The 17,877-nt window shown below is 73.1% G+C and carries 15 protein-coding genes and 2 riboswitches; of the genes, 8 read left to right on the forward strand and 7 right to left on the reverse strand.

Annotation, left to right across the window (positions count from 1 at the left end; genetic code table 11):
• Nucleotides 1-39: 39 nt before the first annotated feature.
• Nucleotides 40-1,299, forward strand: a complete 1,260-nt coding sequence (locus H505_RS46460; protein WP_245592714.1) for a L,D-transpeptidase — start codon at nucleotides 40-42, stop codon at nucleotides 1,297-1,299.
• A 5-nt stretch (nucleotides 1,300-1,304) separates the two neighbouring features.
• Here the strand turns inward: H505_RS46460 and H505_RS0135285 are convergent, their stop codons facing one another.
• From H505_RS0135285 to H505_RS0135305, 5 genes are all read right to left on the reverse strand, one after another.
• Nucleotides 1,305-2,708, reverse strand: coding sequence for a M48 family metallopeptidase (locus H505_RS0135285; RefSeq protein ID WP_026405706.1), 1,404 nt, complete (start codon nucleotides 2,706-2,708; stop codon nucleotides 1,305-1,307).
• Nucleotides 2,705-3,916, reverse strand: a complete 1,212-nt coding sequence (locus H505_RS46465) for a hypothetical protein (RefSeq protein WP_051301517.1) — start codon at nucleotides 3,914-3,916, stop codon at nucleotides 2,705-2,707. Before H505_RS46465 ends, H505_RS0135285 begins: the two co-directional genes overlap by 4 nt.
• 83 nt (nucleotides 3,917-3,999) lie before the next feature.
• Nucleotides 4,000-4,902, reverse strand: coding sequence for a CHAP domain-containing protein (locus tag H505_RS48390; protein ID WP_051301518.1), 903 nt, complete (start codon nucleotides 4,900-4,902; stop codon nucleotides 4,000-4,002).
• Between the two features lie 11 nt (nucleotides 4,903-4,913).
• Nucleotides 4,914-5,042, reverse strand: a riboswitch (cyclic di-AMP (ydaO/yuaA leader).
• Between the two features lie 239 nt (nucleotides 5,043-5,281).
• A riboswitch (cyclic di-AMP (ydaO/yuaA leader) is annotated at nucleotides 5,282-5,472 on the reverse strand.
• A gap of 482 nt (nucleotides 5,473-5,954) precedes the next feature.
• Nucleotides 5,955-6,998: a C40 family peptidase gene (locus H505_RS0135300; protein WP_233617739.1), complete on the reverse strand. Its 1,044-nt coding sequence runs from the start codon at nucleotides 6,996-6,998 to the stop codon at nucleotides 5,955-5,957.
• Nucleotides 6,999-7,186: 188 nt separating this feature from the next.
• On the reverse strand, nucleotides 7,187-8,452 hold the full coding sequence (locus H505_RS0135305; RefSeq protein ID WP_233617740.1) for an NYN domain-containing protein: 1,266 nt from the start codon (nucleotides 8,450-8,452) through the stop codon (nucleotides 7,187-7,189).
• Between the two features lie 236 nt (nucleotides 8,453-8,688).
• Between H505_RS0135305 and H505_RS46475 the strand changes: the two genes are divergently transcribed.
• The 3 genes from H505_RS46475 (at nucleotide 8,689) to H505_RS0135320 (ending at nucleotide 11,696) form a co-directional block, all read left to right on the forward strand.
• Nucleotides 8,689-10,533, forward strand: a complete 1,845-nt coding sequence (locus tag H505_RS46475) for a DEDD exonuclease domain-containing protein (RefSeq protein WP_051301519.1) — start codon at nucleotides 8,689-8,691, stop codon at nucleotides 10,531-10,533.
• A 40-nt stretch (nucleotides 10,534-10,573) separates the two neighbouring features.
• The gene (locus tag H505_RS0135315; protein ID WP_026405709.1) at nucleotides 10,574-11,320 is read left to right on the forward strand and encodes a rhomboid family intramembrane serine protease; all 747 of its coding nucleotides are present in this window, start codon (nucleotides 10,574-10,576) and stop codon (nucleotides 11,318-11,320) included.
• A gap of 88 nt (nucleotides 11,321-11,408) precedes the next feature.
• Nucleotides 11,409-11,696, forward strand: a complete 288-nt coding sequence (locus tag H505_RS0135320; RefSeq protein WP_026405710.1) for an Lrp/AsnC family transcriptional regulator — start codon at nucleotides 11,409-11,411, stop codon at nucleotides 11,694-11,696.
• 68 nt (nucleotides 11,697-11,764) lie between these two features.
• Here H505_RS0135320 and trpD read toward each other — a convergent pair whose 3' ends face one another.
• Together trpD and H505_RS0135330 are read right to left on the reverse strand one after the other, a co-directional pair.
• Nucleotides 11,765-12,814 carry an anthranilate phosphoribosyltransferase gene (gene trpD / locus H505_RS0135325; protein ID WP_026405711.1) on the reverse strand — a complete coding sequence of 350 codons (1,050 nt, stop codon included), beginning with the start codon at nucleotides 12,812-12,814 and terminating at the stop codon, nucleotides 11,765-11,767.
• 99 nt (nucleotides 12,815-12,913) lie between these two features.
• Entirely contained in the window at nucleotides 12,914-13,336 is a 423-nt protein-coding gene (locus H505_RS0135330) for a response regulator transcription factor (RefSeq protein WP_026405712.1), read from the reverse strand.
• Between the two features lie 136 nt (nucleotides 13,337-13,472).
• On the opposite strand from H505_RS0135330, the gene ctaE reads away from it, so the two are divergent.
• The 4 genes from ctaE to qcrB are packed head-to-tail and all read left to right on the forward strand — an operon-like array spanning nucleotide 13,473 to nucleotide 17,844.
• Nucleotides 13,473-14,129 (forward strand): aa3-type cytochrome oxidase subunit III, encoded by a 657-nt coding sequence (gene ctaE / locus H505_RS0135335; protein ID WP_325052939.1) that lies wholly within the window; start codon nucleotides 13,473-13,475, stop codon nucleotides 14,127-14,129.
• A 51-nt stretch (nucleotides 14,130-14,180) separates the two neighbouring features.
• A complete protein-coding gene (gene qcrC / locus H505_RS0135340) occupies nucleotides 14,181-15,095 on the forward strand; it encodes a cytochrome bc1 complex diheme cytochrome c subunit (RefSeq protein WP_026405714.1) in 915 nt (304 codons plus the stop codon).
• On the forward strand, nucleotides 15,092-16,207 hold the full coding sequence (qcrA, locus tag H505_RS0135345; RefSeq protein WP_026405715.1) for a cytochrome bc1 complex Rieske iron-sulfur subunit: 1,116 nt from the start codon (nucleotides 15,092-15,094) through the stop codon (nucleotides 16,205-16,207). Before qcrC ends, qcrA begins: the two co-directional genes overlap by 4 nt.
• Nucleotides 16,204-17,844, forward strand: coding sequence for a cytochrome bc1 complex cytochrome b subunit (gene qcrB, locus H505_RS0135350; protein ID WP_026405716.1), 1,641 nt, complete (start codon nucleotides 16,204-16,206; stop codon nucleotides 17,842-17,844). The genes qcrA and qcrB overlap by 4 nt, the downstream gene beginning before the upstream one ends.
• Nucleotides 17,845-17,877: the final 33 nt, after the last annotated feature.

Raw genomic sequence — 17,877 nt, forward strand, 5'->3', positions numbered from 1 at the left:
GACGAAATGGGCGCCCAGGGACGACCGGGGGGTCCACCAGTGCGGTTTCGTTGCTCAGGACCGAGGGACCGGGGACGGCGGGCCGTCGCGCTGCTCGTCGGCGTCGGCGCGGCGGCGGCCGCGGGATGCACGGCCCAGGACGAGACGACGGCGCGGTCCGTCGAGCTCACGGTGTCGCCGCGCCAGGGCGGGACGGTGGCGCCGGACGCGCCGATCGCCGTCCGGGCGGAGCGCGGCACGATCGCCGACGTGAAGGTGACGACCGGCGGGACGGCCGTCGACGGGAGCCTGACCGAGGACGGGACGGCGTGGCGGTCCCGCTGGGCGCTCATGCCCGGGAAGACGTACACGGTCGCCGCCACGGCGCTCGGCGAGGACGGGCGGAGCCGGACGGTGCGGAGCGAGTTCACCACCGCGGCGGCGGAGAAGACGAACCCGATGACGCTCGGGGCGCCGTTCGACGGGGAGACCGTCGGCGTCGGCATCCCGATCGTCATGAACTTCGAGGAGCCGGTCGAGAACAAGGCCGCGGTCGAGCGGGCGCTGGTGGTGCGCGCGAGCAAGCCCGTCGAGGGCGCCTGGCACTGGGTCGACGACGAGCAGGTCGTCTTCCGGCCGAAGCAGTACTGGCCCGCGCAGACCAAGGTGACGTTCCAGGCGCACCTGGCCGGGGTGAGCACGAGCAAGGGCGTCTACGGCGGCAAGAACCAGCGCATCGCCTTCACCGTCGGGGACTCCCAGGTCAGCACCGCCGACGAGGACTCCCACAAGATGGTCGTGAAGGTCAACGGCAAGAAGGTGCGCACGATCCCGACCAGCATGGGCGACGGGTCGGAGCGCAGGTTCACCACCACCAACGGCATCCACCTGGCGATGCAAAAGGACGACCCCGTCACGATGACGTCCTCGTGGATGGGGATCGCACCGGGCAGCGCGGGCGGGTACAGCCTCGTCGTGGACGACGCCGTGCGCATCTCCGACAGCGGCGAGTACGTGCACAGCGCGCCCTGGTCCGTCGGCAGCCAGGGGAGCTCGAACGTCAGCCACGGCTGCATCAACGTGAGCCCGTCCAACGCCGAGTGGTTCTACGAGATGACGATGCGCGGCGACCCGATCGTCGTCACCGGCACCGACCGGGAGCTGGAGCCCTACAACGGGTGGAGCTACTGGCAGATGGACTGGAAGAAGTGGGTGAAGGGCGGCGCGCTGAAGCGGTCCGTGAAGATCGGGCCGAACGCCGATCCGGCGAACCTGGCGGCGCAGGCCGACCGGCCCGCCGGGCAGCCGGCCGGGAGCTGACCGGGTCAGCCGCCGGACCGCGGCGGCGGGACCCGGACGCCGTGCAGGCGCGCCCAGTCGCGCGCCATCGCGATCCGCTCGGGTCCCGCCGGGTGCGACATCCACAGGAACCGCTCGACGGGGTTCGGGCTCAGGTCGGAGATGTTGCGCACCGTCAGCTCGTGCTGCATCGACACGAACGTCGCCGGGTCCCGGGTGAGGTCGAGGGCGTGGACGTCCGCCCGCGCCTCGATCCGGCGGCTGACGAGGTTCTGCACGGGGGCGGCGAGCTGCATCGCGACCGCCAGCAGCGCCACGACGAGCGCGACCGACCGCGGGTCCGCGGCCCCGCCGCCCCGCGCGGCGGCGCCCGCGGTGGCGCCGGCGCCGGCGCTCTCGTCCGCGCCGGTGTCCGCTTCGGGGGCGCTTCCGCCGCGCGGGACGACCCCGGCGCGGCGCAGCAGCCGCGGCGACGTCATCAGCGGGTACAGCAGGCACACGCCGCCCGCGACGGCGAGCGCCCCCACGAGCGTCCCCCACAGCACGTCCCCGTCGTCGGCGTGGCCGAGCTCGTGCCCGACGATGGACTCCACCCGCTCCGGCGGCGACTCCAGCAGCGTGTCGTACAGGACGATCCGGCGCGTCGAGCCGAACCCGGACACGTAGGCGTTCAGCGAGGTCGTCCGGCGGGACGCGTCCGCGACGAGGACGTCCTCGACCGGGACGCCGTCGCGTTCGGCCATCGCCAGCAGGTCGGTGCGCAGCCGCCCCTCGGGCAGCGAGTGGAACCGGTTGAAGACCGGCTCCACCACCACCGGGTACGCGAACGACGCCGCGACGACGAGCGTGAAGCCGCCGGCGGCGGCGCCCGTCCACCAGTAGCGGGGGAAGCGGCGCACCGCCGCGTACAGGAGCAGCAGCACGAGGCCGTAGACGACCCACGTGAGGCCGAGCGACTTCAGCTCGTCCGCGAACCACGCGGACCAGCTCTGCGTGGAGAGCCCGTAGGTGCGCAGCACCGTCTCGCCCCAGACGTCGAACGGCAGTCCGGCGAGCCACAGCAGCGTCGTCACCGCCGCGGCGGCGGCGAGGACGCGCAGCGGGCGGCGCGGCACGCGCGCCGTCGCGAACCGGATGAGTCGCGCGCCCAGCGGCGTCAGGCCGAGGAGGAGCACCACCGCGAGCCCGGCGGCGAGCCCCGCGTACGCGGGCGGGTTGAGCGCGGAGTCGAACGCGGCGCTGCGGGCGACCTCGGCGGGGGAGTGGTCCGCGGCCGGGTCGGGGGCCGTGCGGCCGCCGGGGACCGGGCCGGGCAGCGGGTTCCACGGGGTGGTCAGCGCCAGGACGGTCCCGACCGCGGCGAACAGCGCGGCGGCGGCGACGGTCGCGGCGATCCGGGGGCGCCGCAGCCGCCCGTCCTGCTGGCTCACGTGAGCTCCTTCGTCAGGTAGGCGCGCCACCGCGCGGTGAAGCGGTCCGGGGCGAGGCCCAGCTCCTCGCGCAGCGCGGTCTCCAGGGGGGTGCGCCCGGCGGCCCGGTAGAGCCGGACGAGCGTCGCCTCACCGTACCGCTCCGCGATCATCCGGCAGGCGAGCCAGGACTCCTGGTACGCCTGCGACAGCCGCCGCGCGTCGCCGGCGAAGTCGTCCGGCGCGGGCAGTCCCGCGGGGACCCGCCCGGCCGCCACCTCGCGGCGCAGCTCGGCGGCGGCGTCGCGGACGCCGATGCCCGCGCCGCGGTACCCGACGTAGTCGGCGAACCCCTCGATGAGCCACAGCGGGGTCGTGTCGTCGCGGGCGCCGCCGGTCGCGACGTGGGTCAGCTCGTGCGTGAGGACGACCCGGCGGCCGAGGTCGTTGAGGCGGCCGAACGGCGCGGGCGAGACGACGACGCGGTCCCGCCCGCCCTTCCCGCCGGGGCCGGGGGTGACGGCGGCGAGCGCGGCGAACGACGCGACGTCCGTCCCCGGCCCGGCGAGCTCCGCGGCCAGGGCGGGGTCGGCGGGCGCGAGCGCCACCGCGCGGCGCGCCCAGCCGGTGCCGACGACGTCGGTGACGGCCGGCACCGCGGCGTCGAGCAGCGCGGCGAGGCCGTCCAGCCCGGTCGTGTCGCCGATGACGAGGCTCGCGGCGCCCGCGGCGACGGCGAGCGGCCCGGCGTCCCAGATCGCGGCGTCGTCGGCGAACCCGCGGGCCGAGCCGTCGCCGGTCACGGCCCAGGCGCCGGAGCGCGGCGCGAACGTCAGCTGGCGGACGCGCGCGGCGTCGCCGTCGTCGAAGCCGCGGAACCGGTAGCGGGTCTCGACGCGGACGACCACCGCGTCGCCGTCCTCGTCGAGGCGGGGGTCGACGACCTCCTCGCGCCAGCGGCCGAGCGGGAGCCGGCGCAGGTTGTCGAAGCGGCGCGCCTCCGCGTCGCGGAACCCTTCGGGCGCGGCGGCGACGGTCGCGAGGAACGCGGCGCGGTCGCCGGTCCGGACCGCCTCGGCGCGGCGGGCGAGGACGGCCGCGGCCCGGCGGGCGCCGAGCAGGCCCGCGCCGCCCGCCGCGAGCAGCGCGGCCCCGCCCGCGCCGAGGGCGAGAACCCTGCGGCGCGAGACGGGGCCGCGCGCGCCGTCCGGGGCGGGGTCGTCCTTCATGGGCGCGATCCTATGCATCCGGACCTGTGCACCCGGACGCATGTACCCGGACGACCCGCCCGGACGGTGTCAATCCGGTCGTGTCACTTCTCGGCGTACTCGGGGTAGCCGTAGCCGACGATGGTCGAGGTCGAGCGCTCGCGGATCTTGACGGCGCTGTCGGTGTTGCCCTCCACCGTCTTGACGGTGCCGTCGTCGATCTTCTCGATCACCATGCCGACGTGGTCGATGGCGTCGATGGAGCTGCTGCCGCCCCAGTCGAAGAAGACGATGGCGCCCGGTTCGGGCTCGGTGCCCCAGCGGCCCTCGTCCTTGAACCACTGCGCGTGCGTGACGGTGTAGGCGTCGTGCCCGAACTGGTCGTCGGCCCCGATCTGGGAGCCGATCCACGAGATGAACATGCTGCACCAGGCGGCGTCGCTGTAGCCGGCGAGGGAACCGCCGTCCCGCTCGACCGTCTTCTTGGACCGTTCCGATTCGACGTACCAGTCGTTGAACTTCGTCTCGCCGTTGGCGTCCTCCTTGATGCCCACCTGCTTCTCCGCCATCGCGATGGCGTCCTGCGCGGTGGGCTTGCTCTTCTTCTTCTCCTCCGACCCGCCGTCCCCGGACGCGCCGGACCCGGCGTCGCCGGAGCCGCCGCCGGACCCGGAGCCGGAACCGGCGCCCGCGTCGTCCCCGCCGGGCTCCCCGGCGTCGTCGGACGCCGCGGAGCCGCCGGAGCCCCGGTCGCCGCCGTCCTGCACGACCGCGAACTCGGCCGCGGTCTTGGCGGTTCCGGAGTCGAACTGCAGGACCGACGCCTGCGCGGTCGCCGCGGCGGTGCCGAGGACGGCCGCGCCGACGACGACGCCGCCGGTGGTGCGCCACGAGAGGGGAATGGCGCTCCACGACCGGGGGGACCTCCGCAGGGCGGAGGGGAGGGGGTTGGAAAGGGGGAACGGGCCGGGCGTGCGTCGCCTGGCGGCCCGGTGCTTGCCTGCCACGGGGATTGCTCCTTGGCTTCCATTCCGCCTACCGGGTTAGCTGACGGGTTCGGGCGTGGAAGCCGCCCTACGGCCTGGGGGCAGGCCGATTCACCCCGAAAGAACTGGTGGGTCCCCGGCTCCGCGGGCGGCCGTGCGCGGCCGCGGCGGACTCGGCGGCGGCGCGCCCGGGGGCGGGCGCGCCGGTGCGGATGGTCGGCCTCCCGGGGCGCGGTGCCCGCGAAGGAGGCGGAGGGCGCGGCCGCCGGTCGGCCGGCGGCCGCGCCCTGGAATGCCGTTTCGGCTAGATGGTCCTCACATGTCCGTCAAAGGGAATGCGGGACGCGTCGAGAATCGTCTCCCGGCGAATTTCTGAGGGGATGTCGGACAGAATTCACACTCCGTTTCTTCCAGACGCCTACCGGGTTAGCTGACGGGTTCGGGCGGGAAGTGGCCCTACGGCCGTCCGCTGGACGTGTCCAGGGGACGGACCGATTCACCCCGGCGTCGGAATGCCCGTCCGGAACGGTCCGGACTCCGACGCGAATGGGTCCCCGGCTCCGCGCGAGGCGGATTCGGCGTGCCGCTGCGATCGAGCGGCGCTGCTGTTGTGATGACGGCGGGCCCTGTCCAGGGGAACCGCCCGGGCCGTGCCCTCACCTCGTGGAACGCTGACAGCTCCATGCACGCTGCCGCGTGCGCACGGGGCGGGTGGCCGGCCTGGTCTCGCGGAGGCGGGGCCTCGGCGGGACCGCCGCGGCACCGTCGCGGTGCCGCGGGCGGCACGGGGGACGTGCCGCCGGGGGGAGGCGACACGTGGGGCGTGCCGCCGGAAGGGGGAGACGGCGCGTGGGGCGCGCCGCCCGTCGCACGACCACTGGATGTGCCGTGCGGGCCGCGGCGTCTGGAGGGCGCCGCGAGTGAGGACAACGTACCAAAGCTTCAAGCGGAGGCAAATCCCCACTAAAACGACAACGGACCAGGTAGGACCTGGTCCGTCGTCTCCGGCGCCCGCTCCGGGACCTCGGCCGAGGCCCGCGTCGCGGGGCGCTCCTGGCACCCGGGGGTGTGTGTCAGGGGCGCCCGGCGCCGTAGTAGTTGTTCAGGTAGTAACCCGAGGTGATGCTCACGACCTCGACGTTCTTGCCGGTACGCGGCGCGTGGATCATCTGGCCGTTGCCGACGTACATGCCCACGTGCCCGAGACCGCTGAAGAACACCAGGTCGCCGGGCTGCAGGTCGCTCTTCGCGACCCGCTTGGTGGCGGCCCACTGCGAGTTCGTGGTGCGCGTGATGCTCACGCCCGCCGCGCCCCACGCCTTCATGGTGAGACCGGAGCAGTCGTAGGTGCTCGGGCCCTCGGCGCCGTACTCGTACGGCTTGCCGAGCTGGGCGTAGGCGAAGTCGAGCGCCGTGCCCGCAGCGCCGCTGGCGGGACCGTTGTAGGTACCGCCGACGCTGCCCGAACCGCTCGAGGAGGAGGTCGTGCCGCCGAGGCGGCGGACAAGCTTCTGCTGCTTGTCGATCTCCTTCTCGACCTTGGCCTTCTGCTTCTTGATCTCGTCGGACTTGGCCTTGACCTCCTCGTAGGCGGTCTTGGCCGCCGCCTGCTCCCGGCGGAGCCGCTGAGCGGTGGCGATGAACTGCGTGAGCTCGGAGCTGCGCTCGCGCGACAGCAGCGAGAAGACCGCGGACTGGTCGAGGATCGCCTGCGGGTCGTCGCTGCTGGCGAAGCTCGCCACGTTCGTGGCGTCGTCGCCGCCCTTCTTGTAGGCGTTGGCGGCCATCTGGGCGACGGTCCGGCGCTGCTCCTCGAACTTCGCCTGCTCTTCGGTCGCGCTCTTGTTCGCCGCCTGGTACTTCTTCTTGGCGATCTTGAGCTTCTCACCGATGTCGTTGTACTTCTCGACGTACTGGTCGACCTTCTTGTTCAGTTCGTCGAGCTTCTCCTGCGCCTCCGCGGCCGTGGGCTGCGGGTCGGCGTGCGCCGCCACCGGGGCGGACACCAGCGAGGTCGTCACGGCGAGGCAGGCGGCGACCGCCAGCCCGCGAAACGCTCTCGCCGTCCCGAGCCCGCCCTTGCGGCGCGTGGGCTCCCCGATGTGATCATCGGTCACGGTCGAAATCAGCCCCTCTCGTCGACGACACAATCAGCCGACGACAGTAGCGAGGCCCCACACCGCTCACAACCGGTTCATCACTATTTGCTTGCCTTCTCCGCCGAACACCCACTTTTGGTCACCACAAGATCACACAACGCCGGAGGCGGCGGCGTCCCGGCCCGCGGGCCTGGGAGATTTCTCACTCAGGAACGGCCGAGCCGCCGCAGCAGAAGCGTCGACGGGCAGGGCCGCGCATTCGCCCGCCGCGCCGCGTCGGCCACCTCGCGGTCCGACGAGACCACCACCACGGCCCGGCCCGGCGGCTCCGCCCGCACCAGCTCGCCGATCAGCTCGTCGGCCGTCTGCCCCGGGCTGCTGAACTTCACCCGGACGCCGCGCGGCGCGGCGATCGCCACCGGCCCGTCCAGCTCGGCGCCGTCGAACACGCACGTCACCTCGGCGCGGGTCTGCGCCGCGAGCCCGCCGAGCCCCGACACCAGCCGGCTGCGCTGGTCGGCCAGCGGCAGCTCCCCGTACCCCGTCTTCGTGACGTTGTAGCCGTCCACCACCAGATGCACCTGCGGCAGCGTCAGCAACCGGTCCAGCAGCTGCGGGTCGCTGTCCGACAGCGCCCGCCCCGGCAGCGTCCGGTGCGTCAGGGTGTCCGGCTCCATGCCGCCGACCGCGTCCGCCGGCCGCCCGATGGTGGACGGCAGCGCCAGCTCCCGCCGGACGCCCTGCGCCGCGTCCTGCAGCGCGTCGAGCAGCATCCGCAGCCGGACGTCGTCCACGTTGCGGCCCTCGCGGGCGGCGCGCTTCGCCGCCTCCGCCGCCGCCTCCGCCCGCTCCGCCCGCGACCGCAGCTTGCGCAGCTCCTTGTCGGACGCCGCCGCGCGCTCCCGCGCGGCCGTCAGCTCCCGCTCCGCGTCGGCGGTCACCTCGGCGGCGTGCTCCTGCGCGGCCCGCGCCTTCGCGCGCGCGTCGTGCAGCTTGCGGCGCAGCTCCGCGACCTCCGCCTTCGCCCCGCGCAGCTCCGCCCGCAGCTTGTCGAGCTCCCCGGAACGGGCCGTCCGGGCCGCCGCGACCTCCTCCTTCAGCGCGGCGACGCGCCGCTCGGCGTCCTGCTCCTGCGACGCCGTCGCGGACCGCTCCAACTCCTCCCGCGCCGCCTCGACGAGCGCCGTCCAGCCGGGCGGCCGCAGCAGGTACCCCAGCATCGCCACCCGCACCGGGTCGGCGGCGGGCGGGACGTCGCCGCCCTCGACCGCCTCGGCCAGCTCGGGCTGCGCCGCGCGCAGCGGCCCCGCGACGCTCGCCCGGAAGCCGGCGTCCTTCTCCAGCAGCGCCGCGATGTGCTGCCCGGCGAGCTTGGCGCGCTTGCGGCGCTCGAACCGCGCGAACCGGCGCAGCGGCATCGGAACCTCACCGGGCGGCAGCGCACCGAGCAGGTCGGCGGCCGTCTCCACCACGCCGTGCCGCACCGCCTCGGGCAGCGGCCGCTCCAGCCGCTCTTCGGGCCCGCTGTCGATGATCCCGCTCCTTCCGGGGTTCCGCCGGTGCGCTCTCCGGGAAAGACAGGTCTTCCCGGGCGCCCCGCACCCTAACCGGCGTCCCCCCGTCCGGCCGACCCCGCCACCCTAGCGGCACGGTCGCCCCCGGGTGGCGTCCTCGGTGACTGTCGGTGGCGTCCTCTACGGTCGCCGTCATGACGACTGCGCACGGGAACGATGTGCCGGACGTCGGGGTCCAGGGCACCCTGGACGACCTCGGGACGCCCCTGGCCGAGGTGACCTTCGTCGTGGTCGACCTCGAGACCACGGGCGGTTCCGCGGCCGACTCGGCCATCACCGAGATCGGCGCCGTGAAGGTGCGCGGCGGCGAACCGCTCGGCGAGTTCGGCACGCTGGTCGACCCCGGCGGCCCGGTCCCCCCGTTCATCACCGCCCTGACGGGCATCACCACCGCGATGGTGACGGCCGCGCCCAAGATGGACTCGGTGCTGCCCGCGTTCCTGGAGTTCGCGCAGGGCGCCGTCCTCGTCGCGCACAACGCGCCCTTCGACATCGGGTTCCTCAAGGCGGCGTGCGCCGCGCAGGGGCGCGCCTGGCCCGCCTTCCCCGTCGTCGACACCGTCGACCTCGCGCGCCGCGTCCTGTCCCGCGACGAGGTGCCCAACTGCAAGCTCGGCACGCTCGCCCGGTTCTTCCGCACCGCCACCGAGCCGACGCACCGCGCGCTCGCCGACGCCCGCGCCACCGTCGAGGTGCTGCACGGCCTCATCGAGCGGCTCGGCTCCTTCGGCGTCACCTCGCTGGAGGACATGCGCGGCTTCGCCAAGGCGCCCACCCCCGAGCAGCGCCGCAAGCGCCACCTCGCCGACGGCGTGCCGAGCGCCCCCGGCGTCTACCTGTTCGAGGACGGCTCCGGCGAGGTGCTGTACGTCGGCAAGAGCGGCGACCTGCGCTCCCGCGTGCGCAGCTACTTCACCGGCTCGGAGACCCGCCGCCGCGCCCGCGAGATGGTCGGCCTCGCCGAGAACGTCCGGACGATCCCGTGCGCCACCGGGCTGGAGGCCGAGGTCCGGGAGCTGCGGCTCATCGCCGAGCACAAGCCCCGCTACAACAAGCGGTCGAAGTTCCCCGAGCGGGCCATCTGGCTCAAGCTCACCGACGAGCCGTTCCCCCGGCTGTCCATCGTCCGCGAGTGCCGCGACGACGGCGCCTGCTACCTCGGCCCCGTCACGTCCCGCCACCAGGCCGAAGAGGCGCGCGCCGCACTGCACGAGGCCGTCCCGCTGCGGCAGTGCACCCAGCGGCTCACCCCGCGCCTCATCGACGCCGGACGGGCCCGCTCCTGCGCCCTCGCCGAGCTGGGCCGCTGCGGCGCCCCCTGCGAGGGGCGCGAGTCCGCCGCCGACTACGCCGCCCACGCCGACACCGCCCGCGCCGTCATGCGCGGCGACGTCCGCCCGGTGGTCGCCGCCGCGCGGGTCCGCATCGACCGGCTCGCCGCCGAGCTGCGCTACGAGGAGGCCGCCGCGCAGCGCGACCGGCTGCACGCGTTCGTCCGGGCCGCCGCCCGCGGGCAGCGGCTGGCCGCGCTCGCCGGCCTGCCCGAGCTCGTCGCGGCCCGGCCCGCGTTCGACGGCGGCTGGGAGCTGTCGGTCGTCCGGTACGGGCGGCTCGCCGCCGCCGGAACGGTGCCGCCGCAGGCCCGCCCCCGCCCCTACGTCGACGCGCTCATCGCCACCGCCGAGACGGTGTTCCCGCCGTCCGGCGGCGCGCCCGGCGGCGTCGCGCTCGGCGCGCCGCCGTCCACCGGCGCCACCGCCGAGGAGATGGAGTGCGTGCTGCGCTGGCTCGACCGGCCCGGCGTCCGCCTGGTCGAGGTCGGCGGGACGTGGACGTGCCCGGCGCACGGCGCCGAGGGGCAGCGCGAACGCCTCGACCGCGTCGTGAGCGAACGGACCGTCCGCGACCGCGCGTACGGCGACCACGCCCCCGGCGCGCTCGCGCCCGCGCCCCGGCGCCCCCCGCGCCGACCCCGCTAGAGTGACGTGATCGTCCGTACCCCGGGGGGACCACCCGCACATGGCACTGCCGCTCTACGACAGCCAGCCCGCGCGCCGCGTGCCCTGGGTGACGTACGTGCTGGTCGCGGCCAACGTCGTGGTCTTCCTGCTCACCCCCATGTCGAACTTCGCCACCTGGTACGGCGACGGCGAGGTCCGCGAGTGCAACGCCGCGCACTTCAGCTACGAGTACGGGGCGGTGCCGAAGGAGCTGACGACGGGGGAGCGGCAGCCGCTGCCGACGGACGTCCGGTACGAGTGCGGCCCCTCCGACCACGGCAAGATCCCCTGGACGTCGGCGTTCACCTCGATGTTCGTCCACTCGGACGCGCTGCACCTGCTCGGCAACGTCGTCGCGCTGTTCGTCATCGGGATGGGCCTGGAGGACCGCCTCGGACGGTGGCGGTACCTCGCCGCCTACCTGGTGTTCGGGCTCGCCGCCGTCTACGGCTTCGCCTACACCTCGCCGGACTCGACGGTGCCGCTCATCGGCGCGTCCGGCGCCATCGCCGGGGTGATGGGCGCCTACGTCATCCTCAACCCGCGGGGCCGCGTCGTCACCTGGGTGCTGCCCGTCATCGTGATGCGGCTGCCGGTGTGGGTCGTGCTCGGCTACTGGTTCGTCATGCAGTGGCTCTCGCTCGGCCAGGAGAGCAACGTCGCGTACGCCGCCCACATCTGCGGGTTCGTCGCGGGGGCGCTGTTCGCCGTCCTCGCGCGCCGCGCGGGCCCCGCCCGCCGGTTCGCCGCGCTGAGCCGCGGCTGACGGCCGCTCCGGCGCCGCCTCCGGCGCCGCGTCCGGCCGGCGGAACGTCCCGATAGAGTCGGGTCGTCACGCAACAGGGGAGGGTGCAGTGGTCACTGCGATCGTGTTCGTCAAGGCCGACGTCGCGCGCATCCACGAGGTGGCCGAGGCGATCGCCGCGCTGGACGGCGTCAGCGAGGTCTACTCCGTCACCGGGGACAGCGACCTCATGGCGATGGTCCGGGTCCGGCGGCACGAGGAGCTGAACGACGTCATCCCCGGGCGGCTCAACAAGGTCCCCGGCGTCGTCGGCACCGAGACGCACATCGCGTTCCGCACCTACTCCAAGCACGACATCGAGGCCGCGTTCTCCCTCGGCCTGCCCGACGCCGACTGACCCGACCGACGCCGGACGCGCGGGGCCCGGCCCGCCCGGAGGCGGGCCGGACGGCTCGGCCGGACCGCTCAGCTGCGCAGGCCCTGCGACACCTCGACCCAGCGCTCCAGCAGCTCGTTCGCCGCGCCCGAGTCGATCGCGCGCCCGGCCCGCTCGTACGCGGCGCCGAGCGCCCCGGTCAGCTCGTCGGCGGGCGGCGCGCCGTCGTAGGCCGTCATCAGCGCGGCCGCGTTCAGCAGCACCATGTCGCGGACCGGGCCGGCCGCGCCCGCGAACAGGTCCCGGGCGACGCGCCCGTTGAACGCCGCGTCGGCGCCGCGCAGGTCGTCCGGCACGGCGCGCGGGATGCCGAGGTCGGCCGGGTCGAACGTCGTCTCGGTCGCCGTGCCGTCGCGGACGACCCACACCGTCGAGGTGCCCGTGGTGGTCAGCTCGTCCAGGCCGTCGTCGCCGCGGAACACCAGCGAGGAGCAGCCGCGCGCCGCGAACACGCCCGCGATGACGCCCGCCATCCGCGGGTGGAACACCCCGACGGCCTGCGCGGTCGGCCGCGCCGGGTTCGTCAGCGGGCCGAGGAAGTTGAACACCGTGGGGGTGCCGAGCTCGCTGCGCGTCCGTCCGGCGTACTTCAGCGCGGGGTGGAACCGGGGCGCGAAGCAGAAGGTGATGCCGGTCTCCTCGACCACCCGGGCGGTGGCCCCGGGGGACAGGTCGATGGCGACGCCGAGGTGCTCCAGCAGGTCCGCGGACCCGCACGACGACGACGCCGCCCGGTTGCCGTGCTTGACGACGGTGACGCCCGCCGCCGCGGCGACCACCGCCGCCATCGTGGACACGTTCACCGTGTGGGCGCGGTCGCCGCCGGTCCCGACCAGGTCGGCGATGGGGCCCGGCACGTGGATCGGCGTGGCGTTGTCCATCATGCCCTCGGCGAGCCCGGCGACCTCCGCGACGGTCTCGCCCTTGGCGCGCATCGCGACGGCGAAGCCCGCGATCTGCGCGTCGGTGGCCTCCCCGGCCATGATCGTGTTCATGGCCCAGGACGTCTCCTCGCTCGTCAGCGACTCGCCGTCGAGCAGCGCGTTGAGCAGAGCGGGCCAGGTCGTGCGCGCGTCCATGTCTCCCCAGGGTGAGGTCGGTCACCGGGGGGATCGCGGTGCGGCTCCCGGCCGGGGTGTCGGGCCGGGGCTTCGCCCCGCCTCCCCGGCGAGCTGGTGTTACAGGGCCGGAAGGCGGTTCTCGAGGCGCCAGCGCATGAGGCCGGCGAGCGCGTTCGCCAGGGCCATCGGGTCCAGCGGCAGGCTCACGACGGCGTCGGCGCGCGACCAGGTCGCGAGCCAGCCGTCGTCCCGCCGGGCGATGATCGCCAGGACCGGAGGGCAGTCGAAGACCTCGTCCTTGGCCTGGCGGCACACGCCGAGCCCGCCCGCGGGCTGCGCCTCGCCGTCCACCACGAGGACGTCGATGCCGCCCTCGTCGAGCCGCCGCACCACGGCGGGCTGGGTCGCGCACTCGACGAACTCGACCCGCGGCACGTCCGCGGCGGGGCGGCGCCCGATCGCCGTCCGGATCTGGGCGCGGGTGTTCGCGTCGTCGCTGTAGACGAGAACCTTCATCGGGCTCTCCGGGGCGGTGCTCATGTCGACGAAGGGTACCCGCTCCGGGGCGCGCGCACGAGATCCCGGGCCGGTTTTCGGCGGTCGGACGGCCTCCCCGAACACGCCCGGGAACTCTAGGAGGGGGGTCATGCGTCACTCACGGGATGGGGGCGCAATAATGCTGCCCGTGACAGCATCCGCGATAGAGACAACACCTCACGCACGGGCGAACCGTCCCAATCTGGTCAGCGTGGGGACGATCGTTTGGCTGTCGTCCGAGCTGATGTTCTTCGCGGCGCTGTTCGCGATGTTCTTCACGATCCGCTCCGTGACGATCGGCCAGTCCGGGGAGGACGCCTGGCCGGGCGCCCATCTCAGCCTGCCGCTGGCGTCGATCAACACGACCATCCTGGTTCTGTCGTCCGTGACGTGCCAGATGGGCGTGTTCAAGGCGGAGGCCGGGAAGGTCGGCCGCGACGGCAGCCTCCTGAACTTCCGGCGCTGGGGCCTGCGCGAGTGGTACGTCCTCTCGTTCCTCATGGGCGCCTACTTCGTCGCCGGACAGGCATACGAGTACTACGAGCTCGTGGTGCACGAGGGACTGACGCTTTCGTCCTCCGCCTACGGGTCGGTCTTCTACCTGACCACCGGCTTCCACGGGTTGCACGTCACCGGCGGCCTCATCGCGTTCCTGTTCGTCCTCGGACGGACGTACGCCGCGAAGAGATGGACGCACGAGCAGGCCACCAGCGCGATCGTCGTGTCCTACTACTGGCACTTCGTCGACGTCGTGTGGATCGGCCTGTTCGCCGCGATCTACCTGCTCGACCTGTGACGACCCGACCCGACTGACCTACCAGACGACATGACCCGAACGGGGATTTCCGTGAAAAGGTTCACCGCATGGCGACGGCGCCCGTGGGCGGGCTACGCCGTCGTGCTGGCGGCCCTGGCGGCGATCGGCGTCATCTACGCCGGCTTCTCGCCGCAGACCGAGCGCGCCCAGGCGGCGGCGGGCAAGGCCCAGACCGCCGAGGACATCGAGCATGGCCAGCAGCTGTTCAACAAGAACTGCGCGAGCTGCCATGGGCTCAACGGCGAGGGCACCAAGGACGCCGAGGGCAACTGGATCGCTCCCAGCCTCATCGGGGTCGGCGCGGCTTCCGTCGACTTCCAGGTCAGCACGGGCCGCATGCCCGCGATGAACCCTGGGGCGCAGATCCCGCGCAAGGACCCGATCCCCGTGTTCGACACGACGATCTCGACGGACTACGAGGATCCGAAGGAGCGCGAGGAAGCCGAGAAGCGCAAGGCCGAAGCGGAGGACAACCTCCACGACCTGATCGCCTACGTCGACTCCCTGGGCGGCGGCCCGCCGATCCCGCCGGAGTCGGTCACCGACCCCGAGGGCGGTGACGCCGCGCTCGGCGGCAAGCTGTTCCGCACCAACTGCGCCCAGTGCCACAACTTCACCGGTCAGGGCGGCGCCCTCACCGGCGGGAAGTACGCGCCGCCGCTCTCCAAGAGCGACGTCACGCCCACGCAGATCTACGAGGCCATGCTGACCGGTCCGCAGGCGATGCCGGTGTTCAACGACACCACGCTCTCGCCGAAGGACAAGCAGGCCATCATCGCCTACCTGGTCGAGACCCGTGAGGAGCCGAACCCCGGTGGCTGGGGCCTCGGCCGCATGGGCCCGGTGAGCGAGGGCGTGGCCGGCTGGCTGTTCGGCATCGGCTTCCTGGTGCTGTCGGCCATGTGGATCACCGCGAAGAAGCCGAAGAAGCTGAAGAAGTCATGAGCGACGACAACAAGGAGACCGCGGGCTCCCCGAGCCCGCGCGAGGAAGGCGGGCCGCGCGAACGCGTGATCGGCACGCCGTCCCCGGCGAGGGACAAGGCGCTCCTCGCCGAGGACGACATCTCCGCGCCCGCGGGCAGCGGAGAGCAGCTGGACGAGCAGTCGGCGAGGCGCGCGGAGCGCGTCGTCGCCCTGCTCTTCCTGCTGGCGTTCGCGGCGAGCGTCGCCTTCATCGCGTACTACATCGGCTGGAGCGGCCGCGACGGCGGGATGCACGGCATCCTGCGCGCCCAGGAGTCGAACTTCTGGCTGGGCGGCACGATGGCCGCCGCGTTCCTGCTGATGGCGGCCGGCGTCACCCTCTGGGTGCGCCGCCTGATGACCAGCAAGCCGATCACGCAGGAGCGGCACGAGCTGGTCAGCGACGCGGAGACGCGCGCGGCGTTCACCCAGGACTTCCTGGAGGGCGCCGCCGACAGCGGCATCACCAAGCGGCCGCTGCTGCGCCGGACGCTGCTGCTGGCCGCCGCGCCGCTGGGCCTGGCCCCGCTGGTGCTGCTGCGCGACCTCGGCCCGCTGCCGGAGAAGCGGCTGCGCCACACGCACTGGGCCGCGGCCGTGGAGAAGGCGAAGCAGGAGGGCAAGAAGGGCGTCCGCCTGGTGGTGGACGGCACCCACAAGCCCCTCAAGGTCAGTGACTTCGCCACGCCCGGCTCGATGATCACGGTGCTGCCCGAGGGCCTCGAGGAGCAGGTCGACGAACACGACGTGCTCACCGAGGTCGCCAAGGCCGTCACCATCCTGATCAACGTGCCGGCGGGCGACTTCAAGCCCGCCGAGGGCCGGGAGAACTGGCACGTCAACGGGATCGTCGCGTACTCGAAGGTCTGCACGCACGTCGGCTGCCCGGCGGCCCTGTACGAGCAGACGACGCACCACATCCTGTGCCCGTGCCACCAGTCGACCTTCGACGCCACGGACGCGGCGAAGGTGGTCTTCGGCCCGGCCGCGCGGCCGCTGCCGCAGCTGCCGCTCAGCGTCGAGGACGGGTACATCATCGCGACGAGCGACTTCCCCGAGCCCGTCGGCCCGAGCTTCTGGGAGCGCGGATGAGCGACACGACGGCTCCGAAGGCGATCGAGGGCTCGCTCGGCTTCATCGACGAGCGCCTCGGCTCGACGAGCTTCTTCAGGCGGAACGTCAAGAAGGTCTTCCCGGACCACTGGTCGTTCATGCTGGGCGAGATCGCCCTGTACTCGTTCATCATCCTGCTGCTGACCGGGACGTTCCTGACGCTCTGGTTCAAGCCGAGCATGGTCGAGGTCGTCTACCACGGCTCTTACGAGCAGCTCCAGGGCGTCAAGATGTCCGAGGCGTACGCCTCGACGCTGCACATCAGCTTCGACGTCCGCGGCGGCCTGCTCATGCGGCAGATCCACCACTGGGCCGCGATCCTGTTCATGGCGTCGATCCTGGCGCACATGCTGCGGGTGTTCTTCACGGGCGCGTACCGCAAGCCGCGCGAGCTGAACTGGCTGATCGGCATCACCATGTTCATCCTGGGGATGCTGGAGGGCCTGTTCGGCTACTCGCTGCCGGACGACCTGCTGTCGGGCACCGGTCTGCGGATCACCCAGGGCGTCCTCGAGGCGATCCCGCTGGTCGGCACCTACGGGTACATGTTCCTGTTCGGCGGCGAGTTCCCGGGCACGGACATCGTCCCGCGGCTCTACATGCTGCACATCCTGCTGATCCCGGGCATCATCCTCGCCCTGGTGACCGCGCACATGATGATCATGTGGCACCAGAAGCACACCGCGATGCCGGTCAAGCACCAGACCGAGAAGCAGGTGTACGGCTACCCGTTCTACCCGGTCTTCATGGCCAAGACGGGCGCCTACTTCCTGTTCACGTTCGGTGTGCTGGCGCTGATGGGGGCGTTCTTCCAGATCAACCCGATCTGGCTGTTCGGCCCGTACGACCCGGGGGCGATCTCCGCCGGGTCGCAGCCCGACTGGTACATGGGCGTCCTGGAAGGCTCGCTGCGGCTCATGCCGGGGTGGGAGACCAGCGTGTGGGGCCACACGATCAGCTGGAACGTCCTGATCCCGGCGGCGCTGCCCCTCGGCATCGTGTTCGGCGGCGCGATGGCGTGGCCGTTCATCGAGCAGTGGGTGACCGGCGACCGCCGCAGCCACCACGTGAACGACCGTCCGCGCAACGCCCCGGTCCGCACCGGGATCGGCATGGCGGCCGTCACGTTCTACGGGATGTTCTGGCTGGCCGGCGCGAACGACGTCATCGCGGAGAAGTTCCACGTGTCGCTGTTCGCCACGACGTGGTTCTTCCGGGTCGCGATCTTCGTCGGGCCGGTGCTCGCGTACATCATCACGAAGCGGATCTGCCTCGGCCTGCAGCGCAAGGACGCCGACACCCTCGGGCACGGCGTGGAGAGCGGCATCATCACGATGTCGCCCGAGGGCAAGTTCGCCGAGCGGCACGAGCCCGCCAAGGAGGAGGAGCGCGCCAAGCTCCTCGCCAAGGAGAGCGCCCGTCCGCCGGCGCCGACGAAGGACGCGCAGGGCATTCCCGCGCCGGCCGCCAAGGGGCCGCTCGGGCACCTGCGCGCCCGCCTCAACCGGGCGTGGAACATCGACGACATCCCCGTCGAGGAGCACGGCCACGAGGAGAACGGCCACGGCGGCCACGCCGAGGTCGAGAGCGGCGAGGAGTCCAAGAGCTCCAAGTAGCCGGGCCGCCGCCCCGCGGCACCGCTGAGCGCT

Source organism: Actinomadura rifamycini DSM 43936 (assembly GCF_000425065.1).
Classification (GTDB): domain Bacteria; phylum Actinomycetota; class Actinomycetes; order Streptosporangiales; family Streptosporangiaceae; genus Spirillospora; species Spirillospora rifamycini.